Genomic DNA, 24,457 nt, shown 5'->3' with positions numbered 1-24,457 from the left:
GGGCTCGACGCTCAGCCCTCCAGCAGGCGCTGGCCCACGTACTCCCCTTTCCCCGCCCCGCCCGGCACCGCGAACAGCCCGCTCGCCTCGTGGCGCAGGAAGCGGGACAGCCCGTCGGCGCCGTCGAGCTTGCGCTGGACCGGCACGAAGCCCGTCATCGGGTCGGCCTGCCAGGCTACGAACAGCAGCCCCGCGTCCGGGGTGCCGTCCGCGCCGATCCCGTCGTGGTAGGAGAAGGCACGGCGCAGCATGGCCGCACCGCTGTTGGAGGCGGGCGCGGCCAGCCGGATGTGGGCGTCACCGGCGATCGCGAGCGACCGGTCGGCGTTGATCTTGTCGAGTTGGACGGGGGTGGTCTCCACGCCGCCGGACAGGGGAGCGCCGTCGGACTTGCGGCGCCCCACCACCCGCTCCTGCTCGGCCACCGACAAGTGGTCCCAGGTGTCCAGCAGCATCCTGATCCGGCGGACGACCGCGTACGAGCCGCCCGCCATCCAGTCGGGAGAGCCGGTCGCCGGTACGAAGATCCGCTTGTCGAAGTCCGCGTCGGTCGGCTTGGGGTTGTTCGTGCCGTCGATCTGCCCCATGAGGTTGCGCGCGGTGCGGGGCCGGTCGGTGGCGCCGGGGGTGCGGTTGAAGCCGTTCATCTGCCAGCGTACGGTCGCGGTCCCGGCGGCGGCCTTCTGGAGCACGCGCAGGGCGTGGAAGGCGACCAGCGCGTCGTCGGCGCCGATCTGCACCCACAGGTCGCCGTTGCTGAGCTTGGGGTCGAGCCGGTCCGCGGGGAAGTCCGGCAGCGGCGCCAGGGCGGTCGGCAGCTTGGACGTCAGCCCGGTCCGCGTGAAGAAGCTGCGTCCGAAACCGAAGGTGACGGTCAGGGAGGAGGGGCCCGCGTCGTCGGCCACCTGGTCGTCGTACGCCGCCGGCGTGGTGGGGCGGCCGGCCGCGGTCATGTCCCGTGCCGCGTTCGACCAGCGGCGCAGCAGGGCGGCCGCCGCCTTGCGGTCCGCGCCCGCCTTGAGGTCGAAGGCGACCAGGTGGCCGCACGCTTGCGCGGGGTCGGCGATCCCGGCCTGGTGCACGCCCTCGAACGGGACGTGCGCGGAGCCGACGGTCGTCAGGGCGGTCGGCTCGTCACGGGTGCCGGTGGCCACCGCGGCGCCCGCGCCGCCGCCGACCACCAGCCCGGCCGCTCCCGCCGCGCCGGCGGTGCCCAGCAGCCGTCGGCGGCTGACCCCGGGCCGGGCCGCCGCTTCGGCGGCTTCGGGGCCGGCCCCGCCCGCGCCTGAGACCTGACCGGAGGTTTTCCCGGCGGAGCGTCCCGCCGTCCTGTCCGTGGCACTCACGAAGTGACCTTCACCTTCTTCGTCTCCGTCACCTCGTCGATGTCCGAAGTGCGGACCGTGACCGACATCTGCCAGGTGCCCGGGAGCGGCAGTTGGGCCGCGCTCGCCGTCCAACTGCCGGTGCCGGTGTGCTTGAGCGTGATCGGGATGGGACCGAGGTTCTGCGCGGGCAGCGTGAAGGCCAACCGCACCTCGGGCACGTCGACCGGGGTCCCGGCGGTGTTCTTGAGGACGAGCCGCACCTGGTTCGGGGTGGCGGCGCGTCCCGGCGTCACCGTGACCGCCGCGGTGCCCTTCCCCTTCGGGCCACCGGTGTCATAGGGCACGGTGACCGCGATCGGCGCCTGGTCCGAGGAGGTGGCGCCCGTGCCGGAGGACGCGGACGGCGCCGGGGCCAGGGCCTTCTGCTCCTCCGCGGCCCGCCCCGGCTGCGAGCCGGACAGGACCGTGGTCACACCGAGCAGTACCACCGCGACCGCCGCCTCGGCCAGCACCGAACGTCGCAGCGCCCCCCGGAAGGGGTCCGCGGCCAGCACCTTGCGGGCCCGCGCCGCGCTGCGGGCGGCCTGCTGGCGCCGCAGTTGCTGGGCCCGGGCGCTGTCCGCGCCACCCGCACCGCCGCTGCCGGAGGCCGCGACCGCCGGTTTCGTACGGTCGGCGGCCGCCGCCGGGACCGAGGCGGGCGCCGCCGTCGCGGCAGCGGCCGTGGCTGTGGCCGTGGTCGCTACTGCGGCCGTTGCGGTGGCCGGGGTCCGGCCGAGCCGCGCGGTCCAGCGGCGGGAGAACCAGGCGACGGTCACCAGCGCGCAGACCAGCCCGATCTTGATCAGCAGCAGCCGCCCGTAGGAGGTGTCGGTGAAGGCCCGCCAGCTGCCCATCTGGCGCCACGCCTGGTAGACACCGGTGCCGACGAGCAGGGTGACCGCGATGAGCCCGAGCAGCGAGAAGCGGCGCACCGCGTACGGCTCGATCGGGCGGCCCGCGAGCGAGGGCGCCCACAGCGCGGTCAGCAGCGTGATCAGCCCGCCCAGCCAGACCGCCATGGACAGCAGGTGCACCACGTCGACCGGCATCGCGACCTGGTGCTGGATGCCCACCGAGGCGTGCTCGGCCATCGCCCAGGTCGCCGCGATGCCGACGGCGATCACCGTGCCGCCGATGCCCAGCCCCCAGGCGAGGTCCGCCCGTTCCTCCGGGTCCTCCCGCCGGGCGTAGGAGCCGAACAGCACCGCGAGGAACACCGCGGCCGCCGCGAGCAGCAGCAGCCGGGACAGCAGCGCGGCCCCCGGCCTGGTCTGGAGCTGGTCCCGCATCACCCCGAGGTCGAGCGCCTGCCCGAGCCCCTTGCCGTTGACGTAGGGCCCGCGCAGCAGCAGCAAGGCGATCGTGGAGGCGGCCATCGCCACCCAGCCGGTCGCCGCGATCCGCTGGAGCGGCCGCAGCAGCGCACCGCGCGGCCAGCACACCGACAGGAACACCGAGGCGCCGACGAGCAGCGCGAAGCCGGCGTAGGCGACGTAGCGGCCGACACCGTAGAGCGTGCCGGCCGCACCGCCGCCGCGCGCCGCGACGCCCGACAGGTCGACGTCGGTCCGGGAGGGCGCGCCGATCGAGAAGGTGAAGGCGCCGGAGACGGGGTGGCTGTCCTGGGAGATCGCCCGCCAGGCGACGGTGTAGGTGCCGTCGCCCAGGCCCGACTTGAGGGCGACGGTCGAGGTCGCCCCCGAGTTCTTGCCCTGCGCGTGCCCCGGGGTGCCGGCGGCGACATCGGTGCCGTGCGGGTCGAGCACCCGCAGCGAGTCGTCGGACAGCAGCACGCCCTCGGAGAAGGTGAGCACCACCCGCTGCGGCGCGGTCTTGACCACCGACCCGTCGGCGGGGTCGGTCCCGATCAGTGCCGCGTGCGCCGAGGCGGGCACGGCGGTGCCGAGCAGCAGCCCGACCAGTGCCCCGAGCCCGACGAGCAGCGCCGCCGCGCGCCGCGGCCACGACCGCCGGGCGCCGGGCGGTCCTGCGTACGACCGTGTGTCCATCGGCGGGTCAGCCCTCCGGTTGGTACGTCGTCGGGCGCACCGGCACGGTGACGGTCACCGCGGCGGGCGTGGCGTGTGCGAAGTGCAGGGTGAGCGTCACCTTGTCGCCGACCGCGGGTTTGTGGGTGAGGTCCTCCAGCATCACGTGGTCGCCGCCGGTGCTCAGCGTGAGCTTGCCGCCGGCCGGCACGGTCAGCGACATCACCTGCTGCATGGTGTCGTTCGAGGTGGTGTGCAAGGTGGCGTGCGCGGCCAGGCCGCTGGTCACCGACGTGAGCTGGGCCGCGGTCCCGCCGGTGTTGGTGACGGTGAAGTACGCCGCGGCCATGTCCGTCAGCAGCGGCTGCGGTATGTAGCCGCCGCTGATCGCGAGCGCGGCGGGACTGCCTGCCTTGGCGTTCGCGCCGTCGGCGCCCGACGCGCCCGACGCGCCCGACGCGCCAGACGCGCCAGACGCGCCGGACGAGGCCGGCGTCGAGCCCGCCGCCGAGCCTGCCGAGGACGAGCAGCCGGTCAGCGCCATGCTGCCGCCGGTGGCCACCGCGGCGAGCACCACCAGCGCGGCCGCGCCGACCCGGGTGCGCCGCCCCGCGGACCTGGTCGCGGTCACGACCGCTCACTCCTGATGATCTTCGGCAGGGCGCGCGCGTACTGGTCCGCGCTGGTGCCGGACATGTACAGCACGTGGGCCTTGTTGTCCTTCGGCCAGAAGGCCAGCACCTCGGCGCCGTGGGTGACGGTGATGCTGCCGTCCTTCTCCTTGACCGGCGGGTCGATGCCGACGCCGAGCGTGCGGGCGGCGGCCTGGATGGTGCTGAACTTGCCGGTCAGCCCGATGAAGCTCTTGTCGATCGCGCCGAGCCAGGAGTTCAGCCGGGCCGGGGTGTCGCGGGTGGGGTCGGAGCTGATGAAGACCACCTGGAGCTTCGCCTGGTCGGCCTTGGACAGCTTGGACTTGGCCAGTGCGATGTCGCTCATCGTGGTCGGGCACACGTCTGGGCAGTGGGTGTAGCCGAAGTAGAGCAGCACCGGGTGCCCGGCGGTCTGCTTGACCAGGTCGAACTGCTTGCCGTGGTTGTCGGTGAGGACCAGCGCGGGCTTGGCGAACGGCGTGTCCAGGGCGACGCCGGGTCCCTGGGAGGCGGCGGTCGACACGACGGCCGCGGCGTTGGAGTCGCTGCCGGAGGAGGAGCCCCCGCACGCGGTGAGCAGGAGAGCGGCCGAGGCGGTCACGGCGACGGCGCCGAGTTTGACGGTGGTGCGCATGAGAGATGTGGTTCCTGTTCGCGAGTGCTCGAAGGGGCCGGGCGGCCGCGGTCGTACGGTGCGCGCACCGCGGCCGCCCGGCAGGGGACCGGTCAGGCCGAGGGCGAGGAGCCGTCACCGGAGCCGTCACCGGCGCCCGCGGACGAGCCCGAGCCGCCGCTGCCGCCGGTGCCGGCCGGGGCCGTACGCCGCCGCCCGCCGTACACGCCGAAGCCGACGCCGATCACGCCGACCACGATCCCGGCGATGCCCAGTGCGCGGGCGGTGCCGTCGCTGTCACCGGCCGACGCGGTGGTGCTTGCCGCGGCGGTGCCGGACTGCGGGGCCGACGCGGCGCTGCCGGTGGCGGTGGGCGTCGCGCCGGAGCCGCTGTCCGCTTCGGTGAGCTGGAGGGAGGGCGCCGGGTTCTGCGGCTCGGGCTGCCCGGCCTGCGGGATCTCGATCCACCGCACCACGTTGCCGTCACTGTAGGTCTGGAGCGCCTTGAACGTCAGCGTGCCGGTGTCCTCCGGCAGCGGCCCGAGGGAGACCGGGAACTGCTGGAACTGCCCGGGCTCGATCTTCCCCCCGGTCCAGGTGATCTTGGTGACGGCCGAGGTGACCGTGCCGTCGTCGGTCTTCAGCGGGGTGGTGAGCTTGGTCGTGGTGACCTTCGCGGTCCACCCGGGCACCGGCTGGATCGACACCGAGGCGATCGGGTGGTCGGTGGGGAGGTTCACCTCCAGCTTGACGGTGGAGGCGTTGTCCTCCTCGCACGGCACCTTGAACGAGACGGTGCTGTAACTGCCCTTGGCGGCCGTGCTCGGCTGCACGGTGACATGGGCGAAGGCGGGTACGGCGGCCAGCAGGACGGCCGAGCCGGCGAGCGCGGCGACGGTCGCGGCACGGCCGCGCATACGGGAACTGCTCATGGCAGGGGTATCTCCACGTGGAAGTGGTGCGCTGACGGTGGGCCGCGCACACAGGGTGCGCGGGATGACGCGGGCAGCCGCCCCGAGCCCGTGCGCGTACCCGTGCCCGGGCTCCGCGGCCGTGCGTCCTCAAGGGCGTGCGGTGCGGGGACCTCGGGGGAGGAAGACACTCGTGGGAGGGCGGCGGGCGACCCGCGCTTCCGTCGGCGCTCCCCGTGAGGAGCCGACGCCGCGTCAGGCCGCCAGTGCGACCGCCGGGGGACCGCGCCTGGCCAGGCAGTGCCGCAGCCAGACGGTACGGTGCCGGGCCGCCACCGGCCACGCGGCGCCCCGTATCGGTCGGCGGGCGCAGGGCACGGCCGCGGCGAGCGCCGCCAGCAGCGCGCAGGCCCGGCGCAGCGCGGACGGCGGCAGCGAGGCGAGTTCCGTGGCGCTGCGCACCGACAGCCGGACCAGCCGCCACAGCGCGGCCTCGCCGCGGCGCAGCAGCAGCCCGGCGACCACGGCGGCCAGCAGGTGGCCGAGCAGCATGGGCAGCGAGCACATCGACAGCAGCATCGCGGGCAGCGACATGTGGGCGCCGTGGACGGCGCCCGTGCCGGACGAACCGGCGGACATGCCGGGCATCAGCGTGTCCCCGGCGGGCGCGGCGCCACCGAGCCCGGCCGGGTCGAGGCCGGCCCGCAGGACGACCTGCCGCGCGGCCCCCGGGGTGAGCGCCGTGCTGCCGCCGCCGCTGTTGCACACCAGCCGGGCGGCGACGGCGACCAGGCTGCTGCCGGTGGCGGCGCCCCGCACGGAACCGGTGGCCGAGGCGCACATCTGGCCGGTGCTGAACACCAGGTGCAGGGCGAGTTGGCCGAGCGCGAGCAGCGCGATGATGCCGGGCAGTCCGCGCTCCCGGCCGGCGAGCGGCGCGACGACCGCGAAGACCGCGAGCCAGCCCAGCGCCAGCGAGGCGGCCGGCACCGTACGGCCCGACGCCATGGCGTGCCCGGCCGCCGCGAGCAGCACGCAGACCGCGGTGAACACCGCGGTCCGCAGCAGTCGCATCCCGGCACCCGCGCGCACGGTGGGCGCGGGCAGGCAGGAGGCGGAGGAAGGCGCAGCCATGACGGCCGTCATCATCTCACTGCCGCTTCCGCCCGCCTACGGCGCCCTTGCTCCCCTCACACCCGCGGTGCGGCATCTACACCCCGGCGGGTGGCAAACGCATCCGCCGAATGAGCGGCATCACGTCAACATCGCGCTTACTCCAGGGCCTTCGCGGCAATACGTAACCGTATGTCGAGCCGGGGGCCAGGAGGCTGGAGCATGAGCATCTGGTGGTCACTCCATCTGCGGCGGGAGGCCGCGAGCGTCCCGCTGGCCAGGAAGCTGCTGCTGGGGACCATGGATTCGGCGGGGGTCGACCCCGACATCTCCTTCGACCTGTCGGTGGCACTGACCGAGGCGTGTGCGAACGCCGTGGAGCACGCCGGCTCGGCCACGGGTTACGTCGTCACCGCCGAGATCGACGGTGACTGCTGCCGGATCGAGGTGGCCGACTCGGGGCCGGGCCTGCCGCGCGAACGGGGCCGCAGACCGGCCCGGCCGCTGACGCTGCGCGGCCAGTACGCCGAGCACGGCCGCGGGCTGTTCCTGATCGAGACCCTCGTCGACCACGTGCAGTACCACGACCGGCCGGGGCACGGCACGGTCGTGGCCTTCGACAAGGTGCTCAAGTGGCGTCAGGACGCACTGCTCGAAGCATCCTGACGCCGGCTCCGCGCGAGCGGACCGGGCGCTCCTGCCGAGGACAGGGCGCCGCCCCACCGGTCCGGCCCGCGCCGCGGGCGCTCAGCCGGACAGCCCCGCCATCCACTCCTCGACCTCGTCCGAGCGGCGCGGCAGCCCCGCCGACAGGTTCCGGTTGCCGCTTTCGGTGACGAGGATGTCGTCCTCGATCCGCACCCCTATGCCGCGGTACTCCGCCGGCACCGTCAGGTCGTCCGCCTGGAAGTACAGCCCCGGCTCCACGGTGAGCACCATGCCCGGCTCCAGTACGGCGTCCACATAGGTCTCGGTGCGGGCCTGGGCGCAGTCGTGCACGTCGAGGCCGAGCATGTGGCCGGTGCCGTGCAGCGTCCAGCGCCGCTGGAGGGCGAGTTCGAGCACCCGCTCCACCGGGCCCTCCAGCAGGCCCCACTCGACCAGCCGCTCGGCGAGCACGCGCTGCGCCGCGTCATGGAAGTCGCGGTAGGCGGCGCCGGGCTTGACCGCCGCGATACCGGCCTCCTGCGCGTCGTACACCGCGTCGTAGATCTTCTTCTGCAGGGGGGTGAAGCGGCCGTCGATCGGCAGGGTGCGGGTGACGTCGGCGGTGTAGAGGGTGTGGGTCTCCACGCCCGCGTCCAGCAGCAGCAGTTCGCCGGCGCGGACCGGGCCGTCGTTGCGCACCCAGTGCAGCGTGGTGGCGTGCGGACCCGCGGCGCAGATCGAGCCGTAGCCGACGTCGTTCCCCTCGACGCGGGCGCGCAGGAAGAAGGTGCCCTCGATGTACCGCTCGCTGGTGGCCTGGGCGCGGTCGAGGACCTTCACCACGTCCTCGAAGCCGCGGGCGGTGGAGTCGCACGCCTTCTGCAGCTCGCCGATCTCGAACTCGTCCTTGACCAGGCGGAGTTCCGACAGGAACGTCTTCAGCTCGGTGTCCCGCTCGGCGGTGACCTTGTCGGTGAGGGCGGCCTCGACCCCGGCGTCGTAACCCCGCACGACGCGCACCGGGCCCGTCGCCTCGCGCAGCACGTCGGCGATCGTGCGGACGTCCTCGCAGGGCAGGCCGAGGAGCTGCTCGCCCTCGGACAGGCTGTTGCGCCGCCCGACCCACAGCTCGCCCTGGCCGTCCAGCCAGAACTCGCCGTTCTCCCGGTCGGAGCGCGGCAGCAGGTAGGCGGTGGCGGTGTGGCCGCCCTCCTCCAGCGGTTCGAGGACGAGGACGGCGTCCTGGGTCTGGTCCCCGGTCAGGTGCACGTACTCCGTGGAGGCGCGGAAGGGGTAGTCCGTGTCATTGGCGCGGGTGCGCAGATTGCCCGCGGGGACCACGATCCGCTCGCCCGGGAAGCGCGCGGACAGTGCGGCGCGGCGCGCGGCCGCATAAGGAGCCTGGGCTATCGGCTCCAGGCCGCGCCGCTCGGTGTCGGCCCAGCCGCTCTTCATGGACGCGGCCAGTTCGTCGGAGACACCGGGGTACAGCCCGTTCTTGCGCGTCTTGATCGCGCTCTCCTGCCCCTCGGCGACCTCGTCACCGGACGCGTCGGCGGCAGCGCCCGCCGCCTCGCCCGCCGCGGACCGCGCCGCCGCTTCGGCTTCCTCGCCCCGGCCCCCCGCCGTGTCCTGCCTGTCCTCGGCCTTCGCCACGTCCTGCCTCCTCGCAATGGTCCCTTTCGTCCATCGTATGGGCGCCGCCCCTGACAGGTCCGGGGGCCTGTGGACAACCGGGACCGCCCCGCGGTCCGGCCTGTGGAAAACCGGCGGCGCCGGGGTGCGGCAGGGGGAGAATGGACGGCGGAAGGACCCATCGGACCGGAGACCCGAAGACTCGTGGACTCGTGGGCCGGTGGACCCGGGACCCGCGGGCTCGCGGCCGTCAGTCGTCGAAGCGGACGGCCAGCAGCACCAGGTCCTCCATGTGCTCCGCCCGGTCCCGCCCGTCCGGGAGGAGCACGCGCAGCACATGGTCGGCCAGCGCCTCCGGGTCGGCCCGCACACTCCTGGGGGCGAACTGCGCCGCCGAGTGCAGCCGGGACAGCGCCCGGTCCGCGGGCTCCCCGGTGCGGTGCAGCAGGCCGTCGGTGTAGAGCAGCAGGCTCTCGCCCGGCCGGAGGACCAGCTCCGCGCTGGGCGCCTCCCAGCAGGTGAGCATGTTCAGCGGCGCGGACAGCGAGGTCTCGAGGTACTCGCAGCGGCGTTCGCCGACGATCAGCGGCGGGCAGTGCCCCGCGCCCGCCATGGTCAGTTTGCGGCCGCCGCCCGGCAGCGCGGTGGCGTACGCGAACAGCGCGGTGGCGCTGCGGGCCGGCTCGGTCAGCCGCATCAGCAGTTCCAGGTCGGAGAGGACTGCGACCGGGTCCTCACCTTCCATCACGGCGTACGCCCGCAGGGCCGCCCGCAGCCGTCCCATCGCGGCGACGGCGCCCGGTCCGGCACCGGTGACCCCGCCGACGGTGAGTCCGAGTGCCTCCTCGGGCAGCGTCATCGCGTCGAACCAGTCGCCGCCGCCGCGCGGGCCCGAGGTATGGCGTACGGCCATCCGCAGGCCGGGCACGCGTGGCAGCCGGGTGGGCAGCAGTTCCTCGGACAGCGCGCGGGCGGCGGCGCGGGCCCGGTGAAGCGCCAGGCAGCGCGCGATGTGCTCGACGGCGAACCGCAGGTAGAGGCCGGCCAGGCGGCGCTGGCGGTCGGTGGGGGCGGTGGGGTCGTCGTAGAACCAGACGGCGGTGCCGAGGTGGCCGGCGGGGCGACTGCCGGGGCGGTCGGCGGACCGGTCGGCGGGGTCGCCGGAAGCGGAGCTGTGGTCGGCAGCGGGGCCGTACGGGGCCGGATCGTAGGGGGCCGCATCGTACGGACCGGTGCCGGAGTCAGCGCCGTACGCAGGTTCGTACGTGTGCTCGTACGACGGGCCCGGTCCGGCCGGGGGCTGCCCGGCGTCCTCAGCGGCGCCCTCCGCGAGGAGCGGTACCGCGTAGCTGGCGGCCAGGCCCAGTTGCGCGGCGACCTCGCGGTGCCGTGTGGACGGGCCCGGGCCGTGCAGCAGGTCGGGCAGCAGCGTTTCGGCACGCGCGGCGGCGAGCGGGACCGTCTCCAGGGTGCCGAGGTCGCTGCGGCCCAGGCCCAGCCCGACGGCCGTCGCCGGGCCCAGCCCGTCCGCGGGGTCGAGGGTGACCAGGCCGCGCCGGGCGCCCACGAGGGTGGCGCCCGCCCGCAGTACCTCGTGCAGCGCGTCGTCGAGCGCGGCGGTCCGCGCCAGTTGCTCGGTCAGGCCGTGCAGCAGGGACAGGTCGCACACCCAGGCGGCCAGCCGGTCCTGGACGGCATGGGAGTGGTCAAGGGTGCCGCGGGGCGGAGCCGCGCGTGTCGCGGGGCCCTGCGCGTGCGGCACCGGAAGCGGCGCGTCCTGTGGGAAGGGGCCGGCCGCGGTGGCGGCAGCGCCCGGCCCGGAGATCACGGCTGCGGTGGCCGCGACGGTCGCCGCCGCGGCGGCCGGTGCGGGGACAGGGGCGCCAGTGTCCGCCCGGACGGGAGCGGACGGCTCGCTTCCGGCCACTTTTCCGACGCGTGCGGTGCTCATGGCCGAAGGCTTTCGGCCGGGTGCCGGCCGGTGGAACAATCGTCGCTTTTCGTCCGCAATGCGCGGCGCGTCTGCATGAATAGCATCGCAAACCCCCATGGTGTGCTGCGCTGCTGTCAAGACCCCACTTCTACACGCACGATCGCGGGCATGTCCAGGATTGTCCCGGTACACGGAGTGGTGTCGGAAGCGTGCCCCGGACGGCTCTGTTTTCCGGATGTTGGCCGAAAACAGCCGCCCCCGGTGTATGCGCACGATCGACTGGCCCCAGCCAACAGCGCGTCATTTCGCGGGTGCTGGGTAGGAACCCGAAGTCCGGCTCAAGCGTCGTAGCACGTATACAGTTGACGGCCGACCCAACCCCGAGTGGCAAAGGGTGCGGCGTCCGGTACGGACCATGCGACATGGCCCGCGACCAGGGCGCGGTGAGTTCAGCGCGAGCCAAGAGCGCCGATGACGCGCCACCCTCCGCCACGTTCCACGCTCGGCTGGCAGTGCGGTGCGCTGCCTCGTATGCGGTGTGCTCGACAGTTACGTTGTGCAGTGGGCAGATCCCTGGGCGTTAACGGAAAGGAACGAGCGCTGATGCGCGAGATCCTCGGAAGGCGACGCAAGATCTCTCTTCGGCGAAGGGAGCGGACCGCGTACGTCGACGCGGCGCTGACCTACGCCGAACGGTGGCAGTGGCGCGTGGTACCCGGCGTCGGGCTCGACAGACAGGACCCGCACAACTCCGGCTGCGCCTGCGGGCGCCCCAACTGCGTGGTGCCCGGCGTCCATCCGGTCGATCCCGGGCTGCTGGCCGCGACCCGCGACCCGCGCATGGTCCGCTGGTGGTGGACCCGGCGGCCGGACGCCCCCGTGGTGCTCGCCACCGGCGACCGGGTCTCGGCGGCGAGCCTGCCCGCGACCGCGGGCGCGCGCGCCCTGGAGGCGATGGGGCAGCTCGGCTGCCGGCTCGGCCCGGTCGTGGCCACCCCGACGCGCTACATCTTCCTCGTCGCGCCCTACTCGCTCGCCGAGTTGGGCGAACTGCTCGACCGCCAGGAATGGGTGCCGACCTCGCTGCGCTACCACGGCGACGGCGGGTACGTGGCGCTGCCGCCGGCCGGCGGGCTGCCGGGCCCGCTGCGGTGGGTGCGCCAGCCGGTCGTGCCGATCGTGCCGAGGGCGGCGGTGCGGGCCGGCCGGGTGGCCGACGCGGTCCGGGCGATGCGGACCGCCGAGCGCACCCCGTGGCTGCCGCAGATCGACGAACTCGTCGACGCGCTGGTCCGGGCCGGCCGCACCGCGCCCGACGGGGACCGGCTGCGCTACTGAGCGGTCCCGGCCCGATGAACGGCACCGGGCCCGATGAACGGCACCCGGTCTGATGAACGGACCGGGCCCGACTGAACGGCACCCGGTCCGATGGTCGGCGGGCGGGCGGCCCGTACCGCCAAAACGGCCTCCCGGGGACGGGAACAGGCCGCCGACAGGGTGCTGGACGGCCTTCGGCGGGGTAGGGGCCGGGTGTCGCCGGAACCACCGGCGGACGGTGGGCGTTATGTTCACCCGTACCCCGGACATCGAGCGCAGGTGAGCCCTTTGAAGTCGCAGCAGCCGTCAAACGCTTCGGGCCGGCGGGGGCGCGCCCGGGGCGCCGGCCACGACCAGTCGGGAGCCGACGGCCTGCGCCGGGTCGCCCTCGCGAGTGCGGCCGCGCTCGCCGCCGTACTGGCCCTCGCGGTGGCCACCGCCGGTTCCGGCCACGACGTCGAGCACCGCGGGGACGTCGGCCACAACACCGCCCACGCCAGCCCCTCCCCGGACAGCTCCGCGGGCGACGACTGAACCGGGCCGGACGACGAGATCAGTACCCGGAAGGCGGCGGCGCGACGGATTGCGTCGGTGCGGCACGGGCCGGGGCATGGAAAGGCCCGGCCGCTGGCGACGGGGGATGCACCAGCGACCGGGCTGTTCAAACGGTAACAAGACTTCGGCGGTTAGCAAATTCCCCGTTCGGGGGAGCCGGGCCATGACCCGGTGTTTCCAGGGGAGTTGTGATCGGAATCACTGACCGACCGCTTGGTCGGTACCTTTCGGGGGGTGCGTCCGCGTCAACTCAGCGTGATCTGGCGGTTGGTGAAGCCGCTGCGCGCCCTACGCTCCTCCGCGGTCAGCGGACCGGTACGGCCCAGCGTCTCCGCCAGCCGCTCCCCGAACGCAGCGGCGGGCTTCTCCACCTCCTCCGCGGACATGCCGACCGGCAGGTCCCACACCGGCACCATCAGGCCGTGCGCCCGGAAGGAGCCGACCAGCCGGGTGCCCTCGCCGAGCCCCGAGGCACCGGCGGCGTGCAGCCGCGCCAACGCGTCGAGCAGGTCGTCCTCCGGCTGCGGCATCACCCAGCGCAGGTGGTTCTTCTCCGGCGTCTCGCACCAGTACGCGGCGTCCACGCCGGTCAGCCGGACAGTGGGGATCGCCGCCTGGTTGGCCCGCTCCAACGACGCGGCCACCTCGCCGCCGGCCGCGCTCGCGTCCTCCAGCCAGAACTCGAAGCCGCTGTGCACCTGCGGCTCGAACGGCACGGACAGGTCGAGCAGGTCCTGCAACCGGGGCGCGTCCGGGGCGGGGCGCCGGCTCTCCACCGGGTTGCCCGGCTCCGCCGTCAGCGCCCGCGCCAGGGTGTCCGCGAGGTCGCGGCTGATGTCGCCGCTCGACGCGTCGTTCTGCAAGCCGAGCAGCACGGCGCCGGTGTCGCGGCGCAGCGCCGGCCAGGCCATCGGCAGCACCGTGCCCAAGGTCACCGACGGCACGCCCTCGGGCAGTTCGGCCTTCAGGGTGAGTGGAACCGTGGCGGCGGGCACCAGTTCGCGCAGCGCCACCCAGTCGCACTCCCCCGGCAGCCCCTCGAACGGGCGGCGCACCAACTCGGTGACGGCGTGCGCCGCTTCCCGGCCGTGGCACGCCTTGTACCGCCGCCCCGAGCCGCACGGGCACGGTTCGCGCGCGCCGACGACAGGTACGGCATCGCCTGCCGCCGCCTGTCGGCTGCTGGACTTGGTGGCGGTCGCGCGCTTCTTGGCCATGCTGGATGTCTCCCGGTCTCTCCCGGTACGGCGTTCTTCCGGCCAGCGAGCCTAGCGGTCGGCGGGCCCGGTCCTCGCCGCAACGGCCCTCGCGCCGCGCGCGCGTCCTGGTTCGTACGGGTCAGGAGTGCCGGGGCGCGGCCGTACGACCTCGGCACCGCCGTACGACGGACGGGCCGCCGTACGAGCCGACCCCGGCGCCGACGGGCGGGGTGGCCGCTCGTGCGGCGCCGAGCGTCCTAGCCCAGGTCGTCCAGGGACTCGGCGAGGTCGAGCGGGAGGCTGAGGGGGACCCCGAGGGGCAGGCCGATGCCGGTGCCCATGGGAGTGTCCCGGCGGGCGTGCCGGCCGCGCACCGGAAGCTGCGCCCAGACCGTCACCTCGCCCGGTGCGTCGCGCACGCCCCAGCGCAGGGCGAGGCTGCCGACGATGCCGAGACCCCGGCCGCCGTGGGCGGTCAGCGAGGGGCTCGACGGGCGCGGCCGGGTCGGGCCGCCGCCGTCGGTGACCTCCAGGACGAGCATTCCGCCGTCGTCCACCGACCAGGCCGCGAGTATGCGGCCCTGCGGCCGCGGGTCGCGCTCCGGTCGCTGCGGGCGGCCCGGATGGCGGGCGGGCGTCTGCACGCCCGCCCGGTCCTCCGGTGTCCGCATGGTGTCGCCCGTACCGCTACCTGTGCCGCTGCCCGCGCGGCTCGCGCCGAGCCCGTCGAGCACGTCGTCACCCAGCGGGCGGGCGTGCCGACAGGAGTTGCTGATGAGTTCCGAGAGGATCAGGACCGCGTCGTCCACGACCGGTTCGGGCACTCCGCGTGCGTACAGGTCCGTACGCAGCCTGCGCCTCGCCTCCGCGACACCCGCCGGGCCATGGGGCAGGGCCACGGCCGTGGACGTCGGCACCTCTTGCGCCACCATCAACGACACCCCCGAGACCTCCTTGTTTCACCCCACGCCACAGGGTGGATGCCCCTTGGCACTCGAGCGGAAACAGGCCAAGCGCGATCTTTTACGGCACACTGACGGCTGATATGGGACACGCCCTGGGTACGGCACGATCCGGCGCATGGCGTAACGATTCGGCCCGTGAGGCGCGCGCCTCGCGTGCGACGGCGGCGGAGCCCGTCGGCAACGCGGCGGAGGCGGAAGGCGGAAGGCGGAGGGCGGTGACGACGGTGGCGATGGCTGCGGCGGTGACAGCGGTGACGGTGGCAGCGGCGAGGGCGCGGAAGGCGGCGCCGCCGTACGCGGCCGCCTTCCGTTCAGCGGCCGAGCTGGGACAGCACCCGGCGCGGGCGGTTGGTGATGATCGCGTCGACGCCCAGCCGCGCGCACAGCTCGACGTCCTCGGGACTGTCCACGGTCCACACGTGCACCTGGTGCCCGGCACGGTGCAGGCGCGCCACGTAGCCCGGGTTGGCGCGGATGATCCGCATGCTCGGGCCGGCCGTGCCCACGCCCGCCGGCAGCCGTCCGTCGCGGTGCCGCGGGGAGACGTACTGCATCAGGTAGACCGTCGGCAGGGCGGGCGAGGCGAGGTGGACGCGGCGCAGGGAGCGGGCGGAGAAGCTCATCACCCGCACCTGGGAGGGCGTCCCGGCCGCCGGGCGGTCCAGGCCGAACCGGCCGAGCAGTTCCAGCAGCCGTTCCTCCACCTGTCCGGCCCAGCGGGTCGGGTGCTTCGTCTCGATGGCCAGCTCGACCCTGCGGTCGGTGTCGGCGACGAGTTCCAGCAGCCGCCGGAGGGTCAGCACCCGGCTGCGCTCGCCCGGGTCGTTCGGATCGTGCGGGGCGTCCGGGTCATCCGGGGCGTGCGGGTTTTCCGGGCCGTCGCCGCCGAACCGGTCCTGGGTGAAGCGCTCCGGCGCCTCGGGGTCGGCGTTCTGGCCCTTCCAGGAGCCGAAGTCGAGTGCGGCGAGGTCCGCCAGCTCCATGGACGACACCGCGCCGCGGCCGTTGGACGTGCGGTTCACCCGCCAGTCGTGCACGCACACCAGCTCGCCGTCCGCGGTCAGCCGGACGTCGCACTCGAGCGCGTCCGCACCGTCCTCGATAGCCTTCCGGTACGCGGCGAGCGTATGTTCTGGTACGTCCTCGGAGGCGCCCCGGTGGGCGACGACCTGGACCGGCCGTCCCTCCGGGTACGGCTCCGGGGCCACGCGCGCAAACGTCACCCGGCCATGGTGCCACCGTGCGCCCGGCGGCCAGGAGCTGTGCCACGGCCGCCTGCGCCGCAGGGGGTGCGGAGGGCCGGGTGCGCGGCGGGTCCCGTACGGCCGACCGGCGGCATGCGTGCGCGTGCACAGGTACCTCTTACGGCGGTCCGACACGTCATAGGAAATGCTGGGTGCACGACGTGATCGGTCCCTATGTCTTTCGTCGTTCGTCATGACCCTGAGGAGAAACGCTGTGAGCACCGAGAACGAAGCCGGGTCGTCCGTACCGGCTGCGGAGTCGGCGGGCACGTCCGACGGTGCCCCGGCTGCGCACGTTCCGCTGGCCCCCGCCGCGCCGCCCGCCGCTCCGGCCCCCGCCGACCAGGTGCCGCCGCAGGCGCCGGACGCGGGTGCCGAGGGGCCCGCCGCGGCTCCGGCGCCCTCTCCCGCCGCCGCTGCGCCGGCCCACCCGGGCGAGCAGCGCACCGACGCCGTGCCGCCGCAGGCGCCGCCGCCGGTCGGTCCGCCGTCGCCGTACGGCCCGCCGCCGAGCGCGCTGGCCGGGCAGGGGGCTCCGTCACCGTACGAGGCGGCGAAGGCGCCGTCGTACGAGGCGCCTCAGCCGGTGCCGCCGGCTCAGCCCGTCCAGCCGGCCCACCCGGTCCAGCCCGCGCCGCCCGCGCCGCCGCAGTACGCGCAGCCGGCGGCTCCGGCGGCCGCTCCGACGCCTGCGTACGGTGCTCCCGCGGCGGCGTACGGCACGGCGCAGGGCGGCGAACCCGGCCAGCCCGGCCAGCCCGGTCAGCAGGGGGGTCCGCAGGGACCTGAGCACCAGGGTTCCCAGGAGGGCTCGGCCGCGCACGACCCGTACGCGGTGCCGTCCACACCCTCGTACGCCACGCCGCAGCCCGGTTCCGGCACCCCCGGCTCGCCCGGCGGCCCGGTGTGGGGCACCCCGATGCCCCCCGGCTCGCCGTCCGGCGAGGGGCGCGGCAAGCGGCGCATCGGCGGGATGGTCGCCGCGGTGCTGGTCGCCGCCCTGGTGGCCGGCGGCGTCGGCGGCGGGATCGGCTACTACGCCGCCAAGAACAACGACGACTCCGGCTCCACCACGATCAGCGCCGCCAGCAGCAGCAAGGCGCTCAACCGCGCCCCCACCTCGGTGGCCGGCATCGCCAGCAAGACGCTGCCCAGCGTGGTGACCATCAAGGCGCAGAACAGCCAGGAGTCCGACACCGGCACCGGCTTCGTCTTCGACAAGCAGGGCCACATCCTCACCAACAACCACGTGGTCGCCCCGGCCGCCGACAGCGGCAAGCTCACGGTCACTTTCTCCAACGGCAAGACGTACGACGCCTCGATCGTCGGCCGCGCCCAGGGATACGACGTGGCCGTCATCAAGCTGAAGAACCCCGGCAGCGTCAAGCTCACCCCTCTGCCGCTCGGCAACTCCGACAACGCCGCGGTCGGCGACGCCACCATCGCGGTCGGCGCGCCCTACGGCCTGGCCGGCACCGTCACCACCGGTATCGTCTCCGCCGTCCACCGCCCGGTCGCCTCCAGCGACGGCGAGGGCAGCAGCGCCTCCTACATGAGCGCCATCCAGACCGACGCCTCCATCAACCCCGGCAACTCCGGCGGCCCCCTGCTCAACGCCGACGGCGCCGTGATCGGCATCAACTCCGCGATCCAGCCCGGCGGCAGCTCGACGGCCGGCAGCCAGGGCGGCAGCGTCGGCCTCGGCTTCGCCATCCCGATCAACCAGGCGAAGCGCGTCGCCACCCAGCTGATCAAGACCGGCCAGCCGGTCTACCCGGTCATCGGGGTCACCCTCAACACCCAGTACGACGGCGACGGCGCCCAGATCTCCACGGACTCCAGCTCCGCGATCACCGCCAACGGGCCCGGTGCGAAGGCGGGGCTCAAGCCCGGCGACGTGATCACCAAGTTCGACGGCACGCTCATCGACAGCGGTGAGACGCTGATCGGTGAGATCTGGCAGCACGAGCCGGGCGACCAGGTCACCCTCACGTACACCCGTGACGGTTCCTCGCACACCACCACCCTGACGCTCGGCCAGCGCACCGGCGACAGCAACAGCTGACGGCCCTCCCTCCCCCCGCCCGCCCCTTCCCGCCCCGCCCGGACAACCCGATACGCTGTCCCCGGGTGCCCCACCGGCACCCGGGGAGGCTTGCCCGAGCGGCCGAAGGGAACGGTCTTGAAAACCGTCGTGGCAGCGATGTCACCGTGGGTTCAAATCCCACAGCCTCCGCAGAGGTGGTAAACGTGCAGGTGGGGGCGGGTCTCGAAGCTGGAGACCCGCCCCCACCTGGTCTTGCTGTCCCGCGTGTATGCCCTCGTGTCCCACCGCCGACCAGTGCGTGTGGTCAACCTGTGGTCAGATTCCGGCACCCTGATCGGCGGACACTTTCTGTCATCCCCCCTGGTTGGCCAGCGCCTTGCTGATCAACTCGTTGGCGTGGCGCTGGACGCCCCGAAGGATCTTGGCGTAGAAGCGGAAGAGGACGGCGACGCTGTGCCCGGCACGCCTGGCGACTTCGACCGGGTCCACACCTGCCTTGATCCACAGGGACACCCCTGCCTGCCGCAAGGTGTACGGGACTTCGGCGAGCGGGGTCTCGACCTCATCGGTGGACAGCACCTTCTCCCGTGCTCCCTGCCACAACTCGGTGTACTCCGTCGAACGCACGCGACCGCCGCCGGCCGCGCGGAAGAGCCGCCCATCCGGCGCGATGCCGTGGACCCTGATGTGCTCCCGCAGCATCCGGACAAGCACCGGCGGGATCGGTACGGGCCGTGTGGCCTTGCGCGCCCGCCTTTTCAGCCCGCGCTTCTCGTACGACGCACCGTCGTCCGTCCAACCCGAGCCGACTTCGGGCCTGGACTCGGCCAGGACCAGTTCGCCCCACGCCTCATCGTCCCCTTCGCCAGGGAGAACGCACGCCTTCTTGGTGAGGGCGGCGGCTTCGGAAGGGCGCATGGCCGCCTAGTAAAGGCAGCCGAAGAAGGCTTCGAGGTGTTCGCCCCGCGAACTCTGCGCGGCCACGGCCGTGATGAGGGCACGGGCGAGCGCAGGCTCGGGAACGTAGCGGAAGTCGACTTCGTCGTCGGTGTCGGGCGGGTTCCAGTCGATGCGCGAGAGTGGATTCGTAGCGAGAAGATCCCGCTCGACGGCGTAGCGGAGGGAGTTGTTGAAGGTGGTCCTCCGCCGACGGAACGTGTTGTCCGCCGCGGCGGTGCCGTCGAGTTTGAGGGACAGGGCCGTGAGCGCGGCGCGCATCCTCTCGGAGGTCCCCAGTTCCGCCATCCTGAGCGAGTTCTTGGCGATCCAGACAAGGGCTGCCGATTCGTCGTCGGGGACGAACTCCGCGTCCTTGCGGGCCACCACGCCGTCCTCCGTACGGCACATCTGGAAGGCTCGGACGCGAAGTGCCCGCCGGAGCAGTGCGCGTTCCGGCATCCCCTTGGTGGAGGAAACGAGGACAGGCGTCACGACCGTGAGAGCTTCTGCGATTCCTGCGCGGTGCTTGGCCGCGGCCCGCGGCCACTTCATGAGGGCGTAGGCGCAAGCATGTTCGTACCAGGTGGGCGAGCGACGCTCGCGCAGTTCGCTCGCGGGCAGGCCCGTCTCCGAGTCGAACTGCTCGCCGCGCCGGACGGCGGACATCAACTCCGAGCGGCGGCCGTCCGCGAGCGTGAAGTTGGCGAAAGGCGCGTAGTGGGTCTGCGGACCGACGCGCCAACGTAACTGGAAGGGCGAACTCTTGCTCGGGCGGCTCCGGACACTCCAGATCCGCACGTCGTAGGTGAGCATGACGTACCTCCGGGCGGGTGTGTGCCCCGCTGAGGGGCACAAACCTGGGATCTGGTCAGTCGGAAAGGTCCTGGCAGTTGGTCGACCACCAGGCGTCGAGGTCGCCCCGGCGGACGCGGATCTGGCCGTTGGGGAGGCGGATGCACTTCGGTGCCTTGCCGCGGGCGCGCATGCGGTAGAAGGCGGACCGGGACATGCCGATCTCGTCGAGGACTTCCGGGAGTTTGAGGCTCGGGTGGCGCGGGGGTGGCTTCGGGTGGCCCGGACTGCGGCCGGCGCGCGGATGGCTGGGTGGGTGCTTGGGCATGCTGGGGGCACCTCCTGTGCCGTCTTGGCGGGGTGGGAGGCCGGAGCAGCGGGTGTCCTTGGCCGGTTGGCCGCTGCTCCGGGCCGAGTCAGGTGTGGTCGTCGGTGGTGGGGTGGGTCGGGGCGACGGTGGTGGTGGCGACGAGGGAGACGGTGCCGTCGGGGTCGCCCTCGAAGACGGTTTCCATCCAGTCCCAGGTGTGTTCGCCGTCGAGCAGGGCGTAGCCGAGGGCGGCGAGGGCGTTGGTGCGGGCGCGGAGGGTGGGGATGCCGTCGGCGAGGGGGAAGGGGACGGTGGGCCAGCGGGCTTCGTCGGGCAGCGCGACGAAGACCTGCCATTCGGTGCCGTCGTAGGACTGGATCATGTGGGCGCGGATGGCGCGGGTGTGGGGCATGTGCTCCGTTCGTCGGGGGCGTGGGCGGGTGGCGCGGGGGTCAGCTCGCGCGGAGGAAGCCGTGGGTGTCGGCGTAGTGGATGAGGTGGTGGAGGGCGCGCTCTGCGTGCTGGCCGTAGGCGTGGGCGGTGCCGGCGAGGGTGGTCGACAACCCCGTTTCCTCGGTGGCCTCTTCGGTGTCCTGGGCCTGCTCGCACGCGATGAGCTGGTTGCGGAGGGCAGTGAGGTCGCGGGCGCCGGCCTGGATGGTGAGGGAGTTGCTGAGGTCGGGGAGGTCGTCGGCGGCCAGGGGGTAGTTGCCGTGGCGGTCGCGGGGGAGCTCGGCGTGGTGGGGGCGCTCGGCGCGCAGGACGGCGGCGACGGCGTTGGCGGTGCCGTGGGCGTAGCCGAGGGCGGCGTTCTCGTACAGGTCGCGGGTGTGGTGTTCGAGGACCATGTACAGGTCGCTGAGCTGCCACAGCGCCTCGTCGTGGGGACGCACGGGCTGGTCTCCGCCGGGGATGGTGAGCAGGCCGGGGACCGGGACGATGCGGCCGGGGTCGGTGATGCGGGCGGTGTGGCGGGCGTGCTGGTGGGCGGCGCGCAGTTCCTCGGTGGCGGCGGCGAGGGCGCGCACGCTGTCGAGGAGGCTGAGATGCCATTCCGGGGTGGTCTCGGGCATCGGTTTCCTCCGTCGGGCTGTCCGTCAGGCCGGGCTGTCCGGTCCTCGGAGCGGCTCCAACGCACATCTTTGGGAGGGGAGTTGGAGCCGTACCGGGGGCCGTCAGTCCAGCGGTCCGGCCGGGGCCGGCGCGAGCCCGGCGCGTTCGAGGAGCTGGCGGAGGTCCCCGCCGACGGCGGCGAGGCGGTGTTCGACGGCCTGCCAGGACTCGGCGTCGATGGACATCAACGCGGTGATCGCGGTGGGCCCCTGACCGAGTTCGAGGGCGGTGAGGGCGTCGCGGAGGTCCCCGACGGCCATCAGGGAGAGCCGGGGCGCGGTGTTCTGGACGCACATGGTGAACTCCCCTGGGGTCATGTGTGGTTGCCGGGTATGGCGTCGCGTAGGGCGGACATGATCTGGTCGATGGACGGGGCGGCACTGCTGCGGGCGAGGTAGAAGCCGAAGAGCAGGGCGACGATCGCGGCGCCGGCACCGAGGGCGCGGTAGCGGATGAGCAGGGCCACGAGCGCGCCGAAGAGGACGAGCGCGGAGATGCTGAAAGCCATTGAGGTGCCTTTCTCAGGAGCGAGCGGAGGCGGTCAGCGGGTGCCCTCGCGGTGGAGCCGCGTGGCGACGTTGTAGAGGTGGCGGCCGACCCGGACGCGCTGTCCGTAGCCGCGGCAGCGGCGGCACTCCCGGCCCCGGACGATCCGCCCGCGCCGGTTCTGCCGGACCTTGAAGCCGAACCCGCCGCACCTGCGGCAGACCCCGAGCGGGCTCGCGGCGCAGAGCACGGCGTAGCAGGCGACGGCGAGGACGGCGAGCGTTATAGCGGCCGTGAGAGAAGACATGGGACCCCTTTCCAGGGCGGAATTAGGGCGTGCGGAATGTGGGCTGCTAGGAGCTAGTGGCCAGGTCAGAGGTAGTGCGAGGCGCTAGCGGAGGTGCTAGACCTAGCGGGGCGCGGTGCTAGGCCCGAAGCCTCGGGTCCTACGCGCAACTACGCGCACATGCCGGTCGGCGACTACGCACAACTACGCCGAGCTACGCGTAACTACGCGGCCGCAGTACCGCTGTCGCGCTCAGCGAGGGCCTTGAGGACATCCGTACGGCGCAGGCCGCGGCGGTTGGCACCCTTGCCCTCAGCGGTGCCCCACACCTGCACGGTGCGGAGGCCGTACGGCTTGACGGCGGCGGCCAGTTGCTCGGTCGTCCAGCCCGTGTAGACCTCGGGGCGGAGTTCGGCGAGCCGGGCGACGATGTCCTCGCTCCACGCCTTGCTCTTGCCGGGCGGGAGCGCGGAGACGAGGTCGGTCAGCAGGTCGAACGTTGCCGCGCCGTTCTCGGCCGGCACCTCACCGAGCGCGTGGCCGGACAACCGCCCTGCTCGCAGGCGCAGTTCGTGAACACGCGTGGCCAGTGCGTCGGCGGTCGGCGCGTCGACCTCGACGCACCGCACGATCCGGGCGTCGGCTCCCTCGCCGACGAACCAGGCGATGCCCTTGTCCGCCCAAGCGAGCGTGTTGGCGCGGATGCCACGCTTGTAGGAGCCGGTGCCGAGGACCATGTCGTTCTCGATCTGGCCCATGACCTTGAGGCACCAACGGACCGTGGCGTTCGCCGAGATGCCGGTCGGCAGCGACTTGGAGTCGGGCCGCTGGGTGGCGAGCAGCAGCGTGATGCCGAGTGCGGGGCCGCGCTTGACGAGGTCGGTGCAGTGCTCTTCGAACTCGGCGCCGTGCTGGGGGTGTTCGAACCACTTCTGGCACTCGTCCACGCCGATGACGATCGGGTGCAGGCCGAGCGACTTTCGGTCGGCCAGTGCGGAGGTGACCTTTGACTCCGGGCACAGGTCTTTCGGCAGCTCCCGGATGACCCGGGCCCGACGCCTCAGCTCCGCGCGCAGGTCCCGGAGATCAGCGAGCGCGTAGGCGATGTCGTCCTCTTCCTCGCCGGCCCGGTAGCGGTGGGCGACGCGGGCGAGGGGCGAGAGGTCGCCGGTGCCCTTGAGGTCGTACGCGTGGATCTCGGCGCGCAGGTCCATGCAGGCGATCAGCAGGACCAGGCGCAGGAGGAACGTCTTGCCCATCCGGGGGACGGCTCCGATGATCCCGGAGACGTACATCAGTGTCTGCGAGACCCATCGTCCGCGTTGGTCGGTCGCGAAGGGCTGCGGCCTGAACAGGTCGACCGAACCAGCGGCGAGGAGCGGCCACTTGGGTTGCCGGGTCCTGGACATGTCCTGGTCGCCGACCCACAGCCGCAGGCGCCCGGTGTGCTCATCCGGGACCGCCTCCGGCCATACGCACCCGAGTGGGCGCCGCAGCCCGCTCGCCAACTTCTCTCGGCGGTCGAGGACATCGGTGACGGTGACGCCGTAGGGAAGGTCACCCTCGGCGAGCCATCCGGGGCCGTCGCGCGTGATGGGTGCGGTGAAGGCGAATCCCGGATTCCCCTTGGCCTGGGCCTGGTTGATCGCGGGAATGCCGAGTGCGCCGAGCGCGCGCAGCACGATGTCGCTGGTGAGCTTGGTCGCCCTCGGGATGTCCACGGCCCGGTGGATGACCGGCGCGTCTTTGGGTTGCCCGAGTCGGCCGAGGGCGAGGGTGAGCAACGCCCCGCCCGCAGCGAGCACCCACGCAGGGGCGAGTACGTACAGCGCGAGAGCGGTCGCCGTCCCGAAGACGGCGGCGAGGATGCCGACGACCGTACGCCACCGCACCCGCCGGTCCCGCTGCCGTGACAGTTTGAGGTACTCCTCGACGTCTTCACGCGTGGCCGCGGCCTGTCGCAGCGGGCCGCCTTCCGCGTCGGCCACCCACCGCAGCGAGCCGCCGACGAAACGTGCGGTGCCACGCGGGGCTTGAAGGGAGAGGCGGACGGCGTACCAGGGCAGACGGACCGCGTGATACGCGCTGACGTGGCCGACGTATCCGCCCGCCCACCGTGCAGCGCCACGGAGATCTCGCCGTGAGCGCGCCCACGTCGGCACGATCGGGCGGCGCTTCGCACCGTGGATGCGATCGGTGAGGCCATGACCGGGGCGGTCGCCGGGCGGGTCGACCAGGGGCACGGCGTCGGGCGGTGGTAAGGACGTCTCCACGGGTGTGTCGTCGGATCGGGGATGTTCCACTGGTGGTTCCTTCCTGCACGGAGGGGACGCCGGGGCT

General features: G+C 73.3%; 23 protein-coding genes, 1 tRNA gene and 1 pseudogene. 5 read left to right on the top strand and 20 right to left on the bottom strand.

The window, feature by feature from the left end:
- Positions 1-11: 11 nt before the first annotated feature.
- The 6 genes from efeB to WA788_RS04020 form a co-directional block, all read right to left on the bottom strand.
- Positions 12-1,346 (bottom strand): iron uptake transporter deferrochelatase/peroxidase subunit, encoded by a 1,335-nt coding sequence (efeB, locus tag WA788_RS04045; protein ID WP_443033970.1) that lies wholly within the window; start codon positions 1,344-1,346, stop codon positions 12-14.
- Positions 1,343-3,379, bottom strand: a complete 2,037-nt coding sequence (locus WA788_RS04040) for a copper resistance protein CopC (protein ID WP_335971656.1) — start codon at positions 3,377-3,379, stop codon at positions 1,343-1,345. Before WA788_RS04040 ends, efeB begins: the two co-directional genes overlap by 4 nt.
- 7 nt (positions 3,380-3,386) lie before the next feature.
- Positions 3,387-3,989 (bottom strand): copper chaperone PCu(A)C, encoded by a 603-nt coding sequence (locus tag WA788_RS04035; RefSeq protein WP_335971655.1) that lies wholly within the window; start codon positions 3,987-3,989, stop codon positions 3,387-3,389.
- Positions 3,986-4,645: an SCO family protein gene (locus WA788_RS04030; RefSeq protein ID WP_335971654.1), complete on the bottom strand. Its 660-nt coding sequence runs from the start codon at positions 4,643-4,645 to the stop codon at positions 3,986-3,988. The genes WA788_RS04035 and WA788_RS04030 overlap by 4 nt, the downstream gene beginning before the upstream one ends.
- Before the next feature lie 92 nt (positions 4,646-4,737).
- Complete coding sequence (locus tag WA788_RS04025) at positions 4,738-5,556, bottom strand: YcnI family copper-binding membrane protein (protein ID WP_335971652.1); 819 nt, start codon at positions 5,554-5,556, stop codon at positions 4,738-4,740.
- Positions 5,557-5,790: 234 nt separating this feature from the next.
- A complete protein-coding gene (locus WA788_RS04020; protein WP_335971651.1) occupies positions 5,791-6,669 on the bottom strand; it encodes a hypothetical protein in 879 nt (292 codons plus the stop codon).
- A 201-nt stretch (positions 6,670-6,870) separates the two neighbouring features.
- On the opposite strand from WA788_RS04020, the gene WA788_RS04015 reads away from it, so the two are divergent.
- A complete protein-coding gene (locus WA788_RS04015; protein ID WP_335971649.1) occupies positions 6,871-7,314 on the top strand; it encodes an ATP-binding protein in 444 nt (147 codons plus the stop codon).
- A gap of 81 nt (positions 7,315-7,395) precedes the next feature.
- On the opposite strand, the gene WA788_RS04010 is transcribed toward WA788_RS04015, so the two are convergent.
- Positions 7,396-8,808, bottom strand: coding sequence for an aminopeptidase P family protein (locus WA788_RS04010; RefSeq protein ID WP_335972214.1), 1,413 nt, complete (start codon positions 8,806-8,808; stop codon positions 7,396-7,398).
- A 373-nt stretch (positions 8,809-9,181) separates the two neighbouring features.
- Positions 9,182-10,882 carry a PP2C family protein-serine/threonine phosphatase gene (locus tag WA788_RS04005; RefSeq protein WP_335971648.1) on the bottom strand — a complete coding sequence of 567 codons (1,701 nt, stop codon included), beginning with the start codon at positions 10,880-10,882 and terminating at the stop codon, positions 9,182-9,184.
- A 585-nt stretch (positions 10,883-11,467) separates the two neighbouring features.
- On the opposite strand from WA788_RS04005, the gene WA788_RS04000 reads away from it, so the two are divergent.
- Both WA788_RS04000 and WA788_RS03995 read left to right on the top strand, forming a co-directional pair.
- Positions 11,468-12,202 carry a bifunctional DNA primase/polymerase gene (locus WA788_RS04000; RefSeq protein ID WP_335971646.1) on the top strand — a complete coding sequence of 245 codons (735 nt, stop codon included), beginning with the start codon at positions 11,468-11,470 and terminating at the stop codon, positions 12,200-12,202.
- Between the two features lie 258 nt (positions 12,203-12,460).
- On the top strand, positions 12,461-12,715 hold the full coding sequence (locus WA788_RS03995; protein ID WP_335971644.1) for a hypothetical protein: 255 nt from the start codon (positions 12,461-12,463) through the stop codon (positions 12,713-12,715).
- A gap of 266 nt (positions 12,716-12,981) precedes the next feature.
- Here WA788_RS03995 and WA788_RS03990 read toward each other — a convergent pair whose 3' ends face one another.
- From WA788_RS03990 to WA788_RS03980, 3 genes are all read right to left on the bottom strand, one after another.
- Complete coding sequence (locus WA788_RS03990; protein ID WP_335971643.1) at positions 12,982-13,953, bottom strand: DUF5926 family protein; 972 nt, start codon at positions 13,951-13,953, stop codon at positions 12,982-12,984.
- Between the two features lie 239 nt (positions 13,954-14,192).
- Positions 14,193-14,759 carry an ATP-binding protein gene (locus WA788_RS03985; protein WP_335971641.1) on the bottom strand — a complete coding sequence of 189 codons (567 nt, stop codon included), beginning with the start codon at positions 14,757-14,759 and terminating at the stop codon, positions 14,193-14,195.
- A 452-nt stretch (positions 14,760-15,211) separates the two neighbouring features.
- Positions 15,212-16,123: a glycerophosphodiester phosphodiesterase gene (locus WA788_RS03980; protein WP_335971639.1), complete on the bottom strand. Its 912-nt coding sequence runs from the start codon at positions 16,121-16,123 to the stop codon at positions 15,212-15,214.
- Positions 16,124-16,358: 235 nt separating this feature from the next.
- Here WA788_RS03980 and WA788_RS03975 point away from each other — a divergent pair, with 235 nt between their 5' ends.
- Complete coding sequence (locus WA788_RS03975) at positions 16,359-18,209, top strand: S1C family serine protease (RefSeq protein ID WP_335971638.1); 1,851 nt, start codon at positions 16,359-16,361, stop codon at positions 18,207-18,209.
- An 84-nt stretch (positions 18,210-18,293) separates the two neighbouring features.
- A tRNA-Ser gene (locus tag WA788_RS03970) sits at positions 18,294-18,380 on the top strand.
- 162 nt (positions 18,381-18,542) lie between these two features.
- Here the strand turns inward: WA788_RS03970 and WA788_RS03965 are convergent.
- The 9 genes and pseudogenes from WA788_RS03965 to WA788_RS03925 all read right to left on the bottom strand — a co-directional run bounded on the left by WA788_RS03965 (position 18,543) and on the right by WA788_RS03925 (position 24,420).
- Positions 18,543-19,109, bottom strand: a complete 567-nt coding sequence (locus tag WA788_RS03965) for a hypothetical protein (protein WP_335971635.1) — start codon at positions 19,107-19,109, stop codon at positions 18,543-18,545.
- Positions 19,110-19,115: 6 nt separating this feature from the next.
- On the bottom strand, positions 19,116-19,943 hold the full coding sequence (locus WA788_RS03960; protein WP_335971633.1) for a hypothetical protein: 828 nt from the start codon (positions 19,941-19,943) through the stop codon (positions 19,116-19,118).
- Positions 19,944-19,998: 55 nt separating this feature from the next.
- Positions 19,999-20,184: pseudogene (locus WA788_RS03955) on the bottom strand (helix-turn-helix transcriptional regulator); the annotation flags it as partial.
- 154 nt (positions 20,185-20,338) lie between these two features.
- Entirely contained in the window at positions 20,339-20,644 is a 306-nt protein-coding gene (locus tag WA788_RS03950) for a DUF6303 family protein (RefSeq protein ID WP_335971630.1), read from the bottom strand.
- Between the two features lie 40 nt (positions 20,645-20,684).
- Positions 20,685-21,305 carry a hypothetical protein gene (locus WA788_RS03945; RefSeq protein ID WP_335971627.1) on the bottom strand — a complete coding sequence of 207 codons (621 nt, stop codon included), beginning with the start codon at positions 21,303-21,305 and terminating at the stop codon, positions 20,685-20,687.
- Between the two features lie 102 nt (positions 21,306-21,407).
- On the bottom strand, positions 21,408-21,662 hold the full coding sequence (locus WA788_RS03940; RefSeq protein ID WP_335971625.1) for a hypothetical protein: 255 nt from the start codon (positions 21,660-21,662) through the stop codon (positions 21,408-21,410).
- On the bottom strand, positions 21,659-21,853 hold the full coding sequence (locus tag WA788_RS03935) for a hypothetical protein (RefSeq protein ID WP_335971623.1): 195 nt from the start codon (positions 21,851-21,853) through the stop codon (positions 21,659-21,661). The genes WA788_RS03940 and WA788_RS03935 overlap by 4 nt, the downstream gene beginning before the upstream one ends.
- A gap of 33 nt (positions 21,854-21,886) precedes the next feature.
- Complete coding sequence (locus WA788_RS03930; protein ID WP_335971621.1) at positions 21,887-22,081, bottom strand: hypothetical protein; 195 nt, start codon at positions 22,079-22,081, stop codon at positions 21,887-21,889.
- Between the two features lie 260 nt (positions 22,082-22,341).
- The gene (locus WA788_RS03925; protein ID WP_443033969.1) at positions 22,342-24,420 is read right to left on the bottom strand and encodes a cell division protein FtsK; all 2,079 of its coding nucleotides are present in this window, start codon (positions 24,418-24,420) and stop codon (positions 22,342-22,344) included.
- Positions 24,421-24,457: the final 37 nt, after the last annotated feature.

Source organism: Streptomyces sp. CA2R106, from assembly GCF_037034245.1.
GTDB lineage: Bacteria > Actinomycetota > Actinomycetes > Streptomycetales > Streptomycetaceae > Actinacidiphila.
The sequence above is the reverse complement of the archived record's forward strand: the minus strand, read 5'-3'. Positions and strand labels throughout refer to the sequence as shown.

Coding starts and splice junctions, on each gene's coding strand:
- WA788_RS04020 (WP_335971651.1), bottom strand. CDS start 6,669: ATGGCTGCGCCTTCCTCCGCCTCCTGCCTGCCCGCGCCCACCGTGCGC.
- WA788_RS03950 (WP_335971630.1), bottom strand. CDS start 20,644: ATGCCCCACACCCGCGCCATCCGCGCCCACATGATCCAGTCCTACGAC.
- WA788_RS04000 (WP_335971646.1), top strand. CDS start 11,468: ATGCGCGAGATCCTCGGAAGGCGACGCAAGATCTCTCTTCGGCGAAGG.
- WA788_RS03945 (WP_335971627.1), bottom strand. CDS start 21,305: ATGCCCGAGACCACCCCGGAATGGCATCTCAGCCTCCTCGACAGCGTG.
- WA788_RS04025 (WP_335971652.1), bottom strand. CDS start 5,556: ATGAGCAGTTCCCGTATGCGCGGCCGTGCCGCGACCGTCGCCGCGCTC.
- WA788_RS04030 (WP_335971654.1), bottom strand. CDS start 4,645: ATGCGCACCACCGTCAAACTCGGCGCCGTCGCCGTGACCGCCTCGGCC.
- WA788_RS03940 (WP_335971625.1), bottom strand. CDS start 21,662: ATGACCCCAGGGGAGTTCACCATGTGCGTCCAGAACACCGCGCCCCGG.
- WA788_RS04005 (WP_335971648.1), bottom strand. CDS start 10,882: ATGAGCACCGCACGCGTCGGAAAAGTGGCCGGAAGCGAGCCGTCCGCT.
- WA788_RS03935 (WP_335971623.1), bottom strand. CDS start 21,853: ATGGCTTTCAGCATCTCCGCGCTCGTCCTCTTCGGCGCGCTCGTGGCC.
- WA788_RS03965 (WP_335971635.1), bottom strand. CDS start 19,109: ATGCGCCCTTCCGAAGCCGCCGCCCTCACCAAGAAGGCGTGCGTTCTC.
- WA788_RS03990 (WP_335971643.1), bottom strand. CDS start 13,953: ATGGCCAAGAAGCGCGCGACCGCCACCAAGTCCAGCAGCCGACAGGCG.
- WA788_RS03960 (WP_335971633.1), bottom strand. CDS start 19,943: ATGCTCACCTACGACGTGCGGATCTGGAGTGTCCGGAGCCGCCCGAGC.
- WA788_RS04015 (WP_335971649.1), top strand. CDS start 6,871: ATGAGCATCTGGTGGTCACTCCATCTGCGGCGGGAGGCCGCGAGCGTC.
- WA788_RS04040 (WP_335971656.1), bottom strand. CDS start 3,379: ATGGACACACGGTCGTACGCAGGACCGCCCGGCGCCCGGCGGTCGTGG.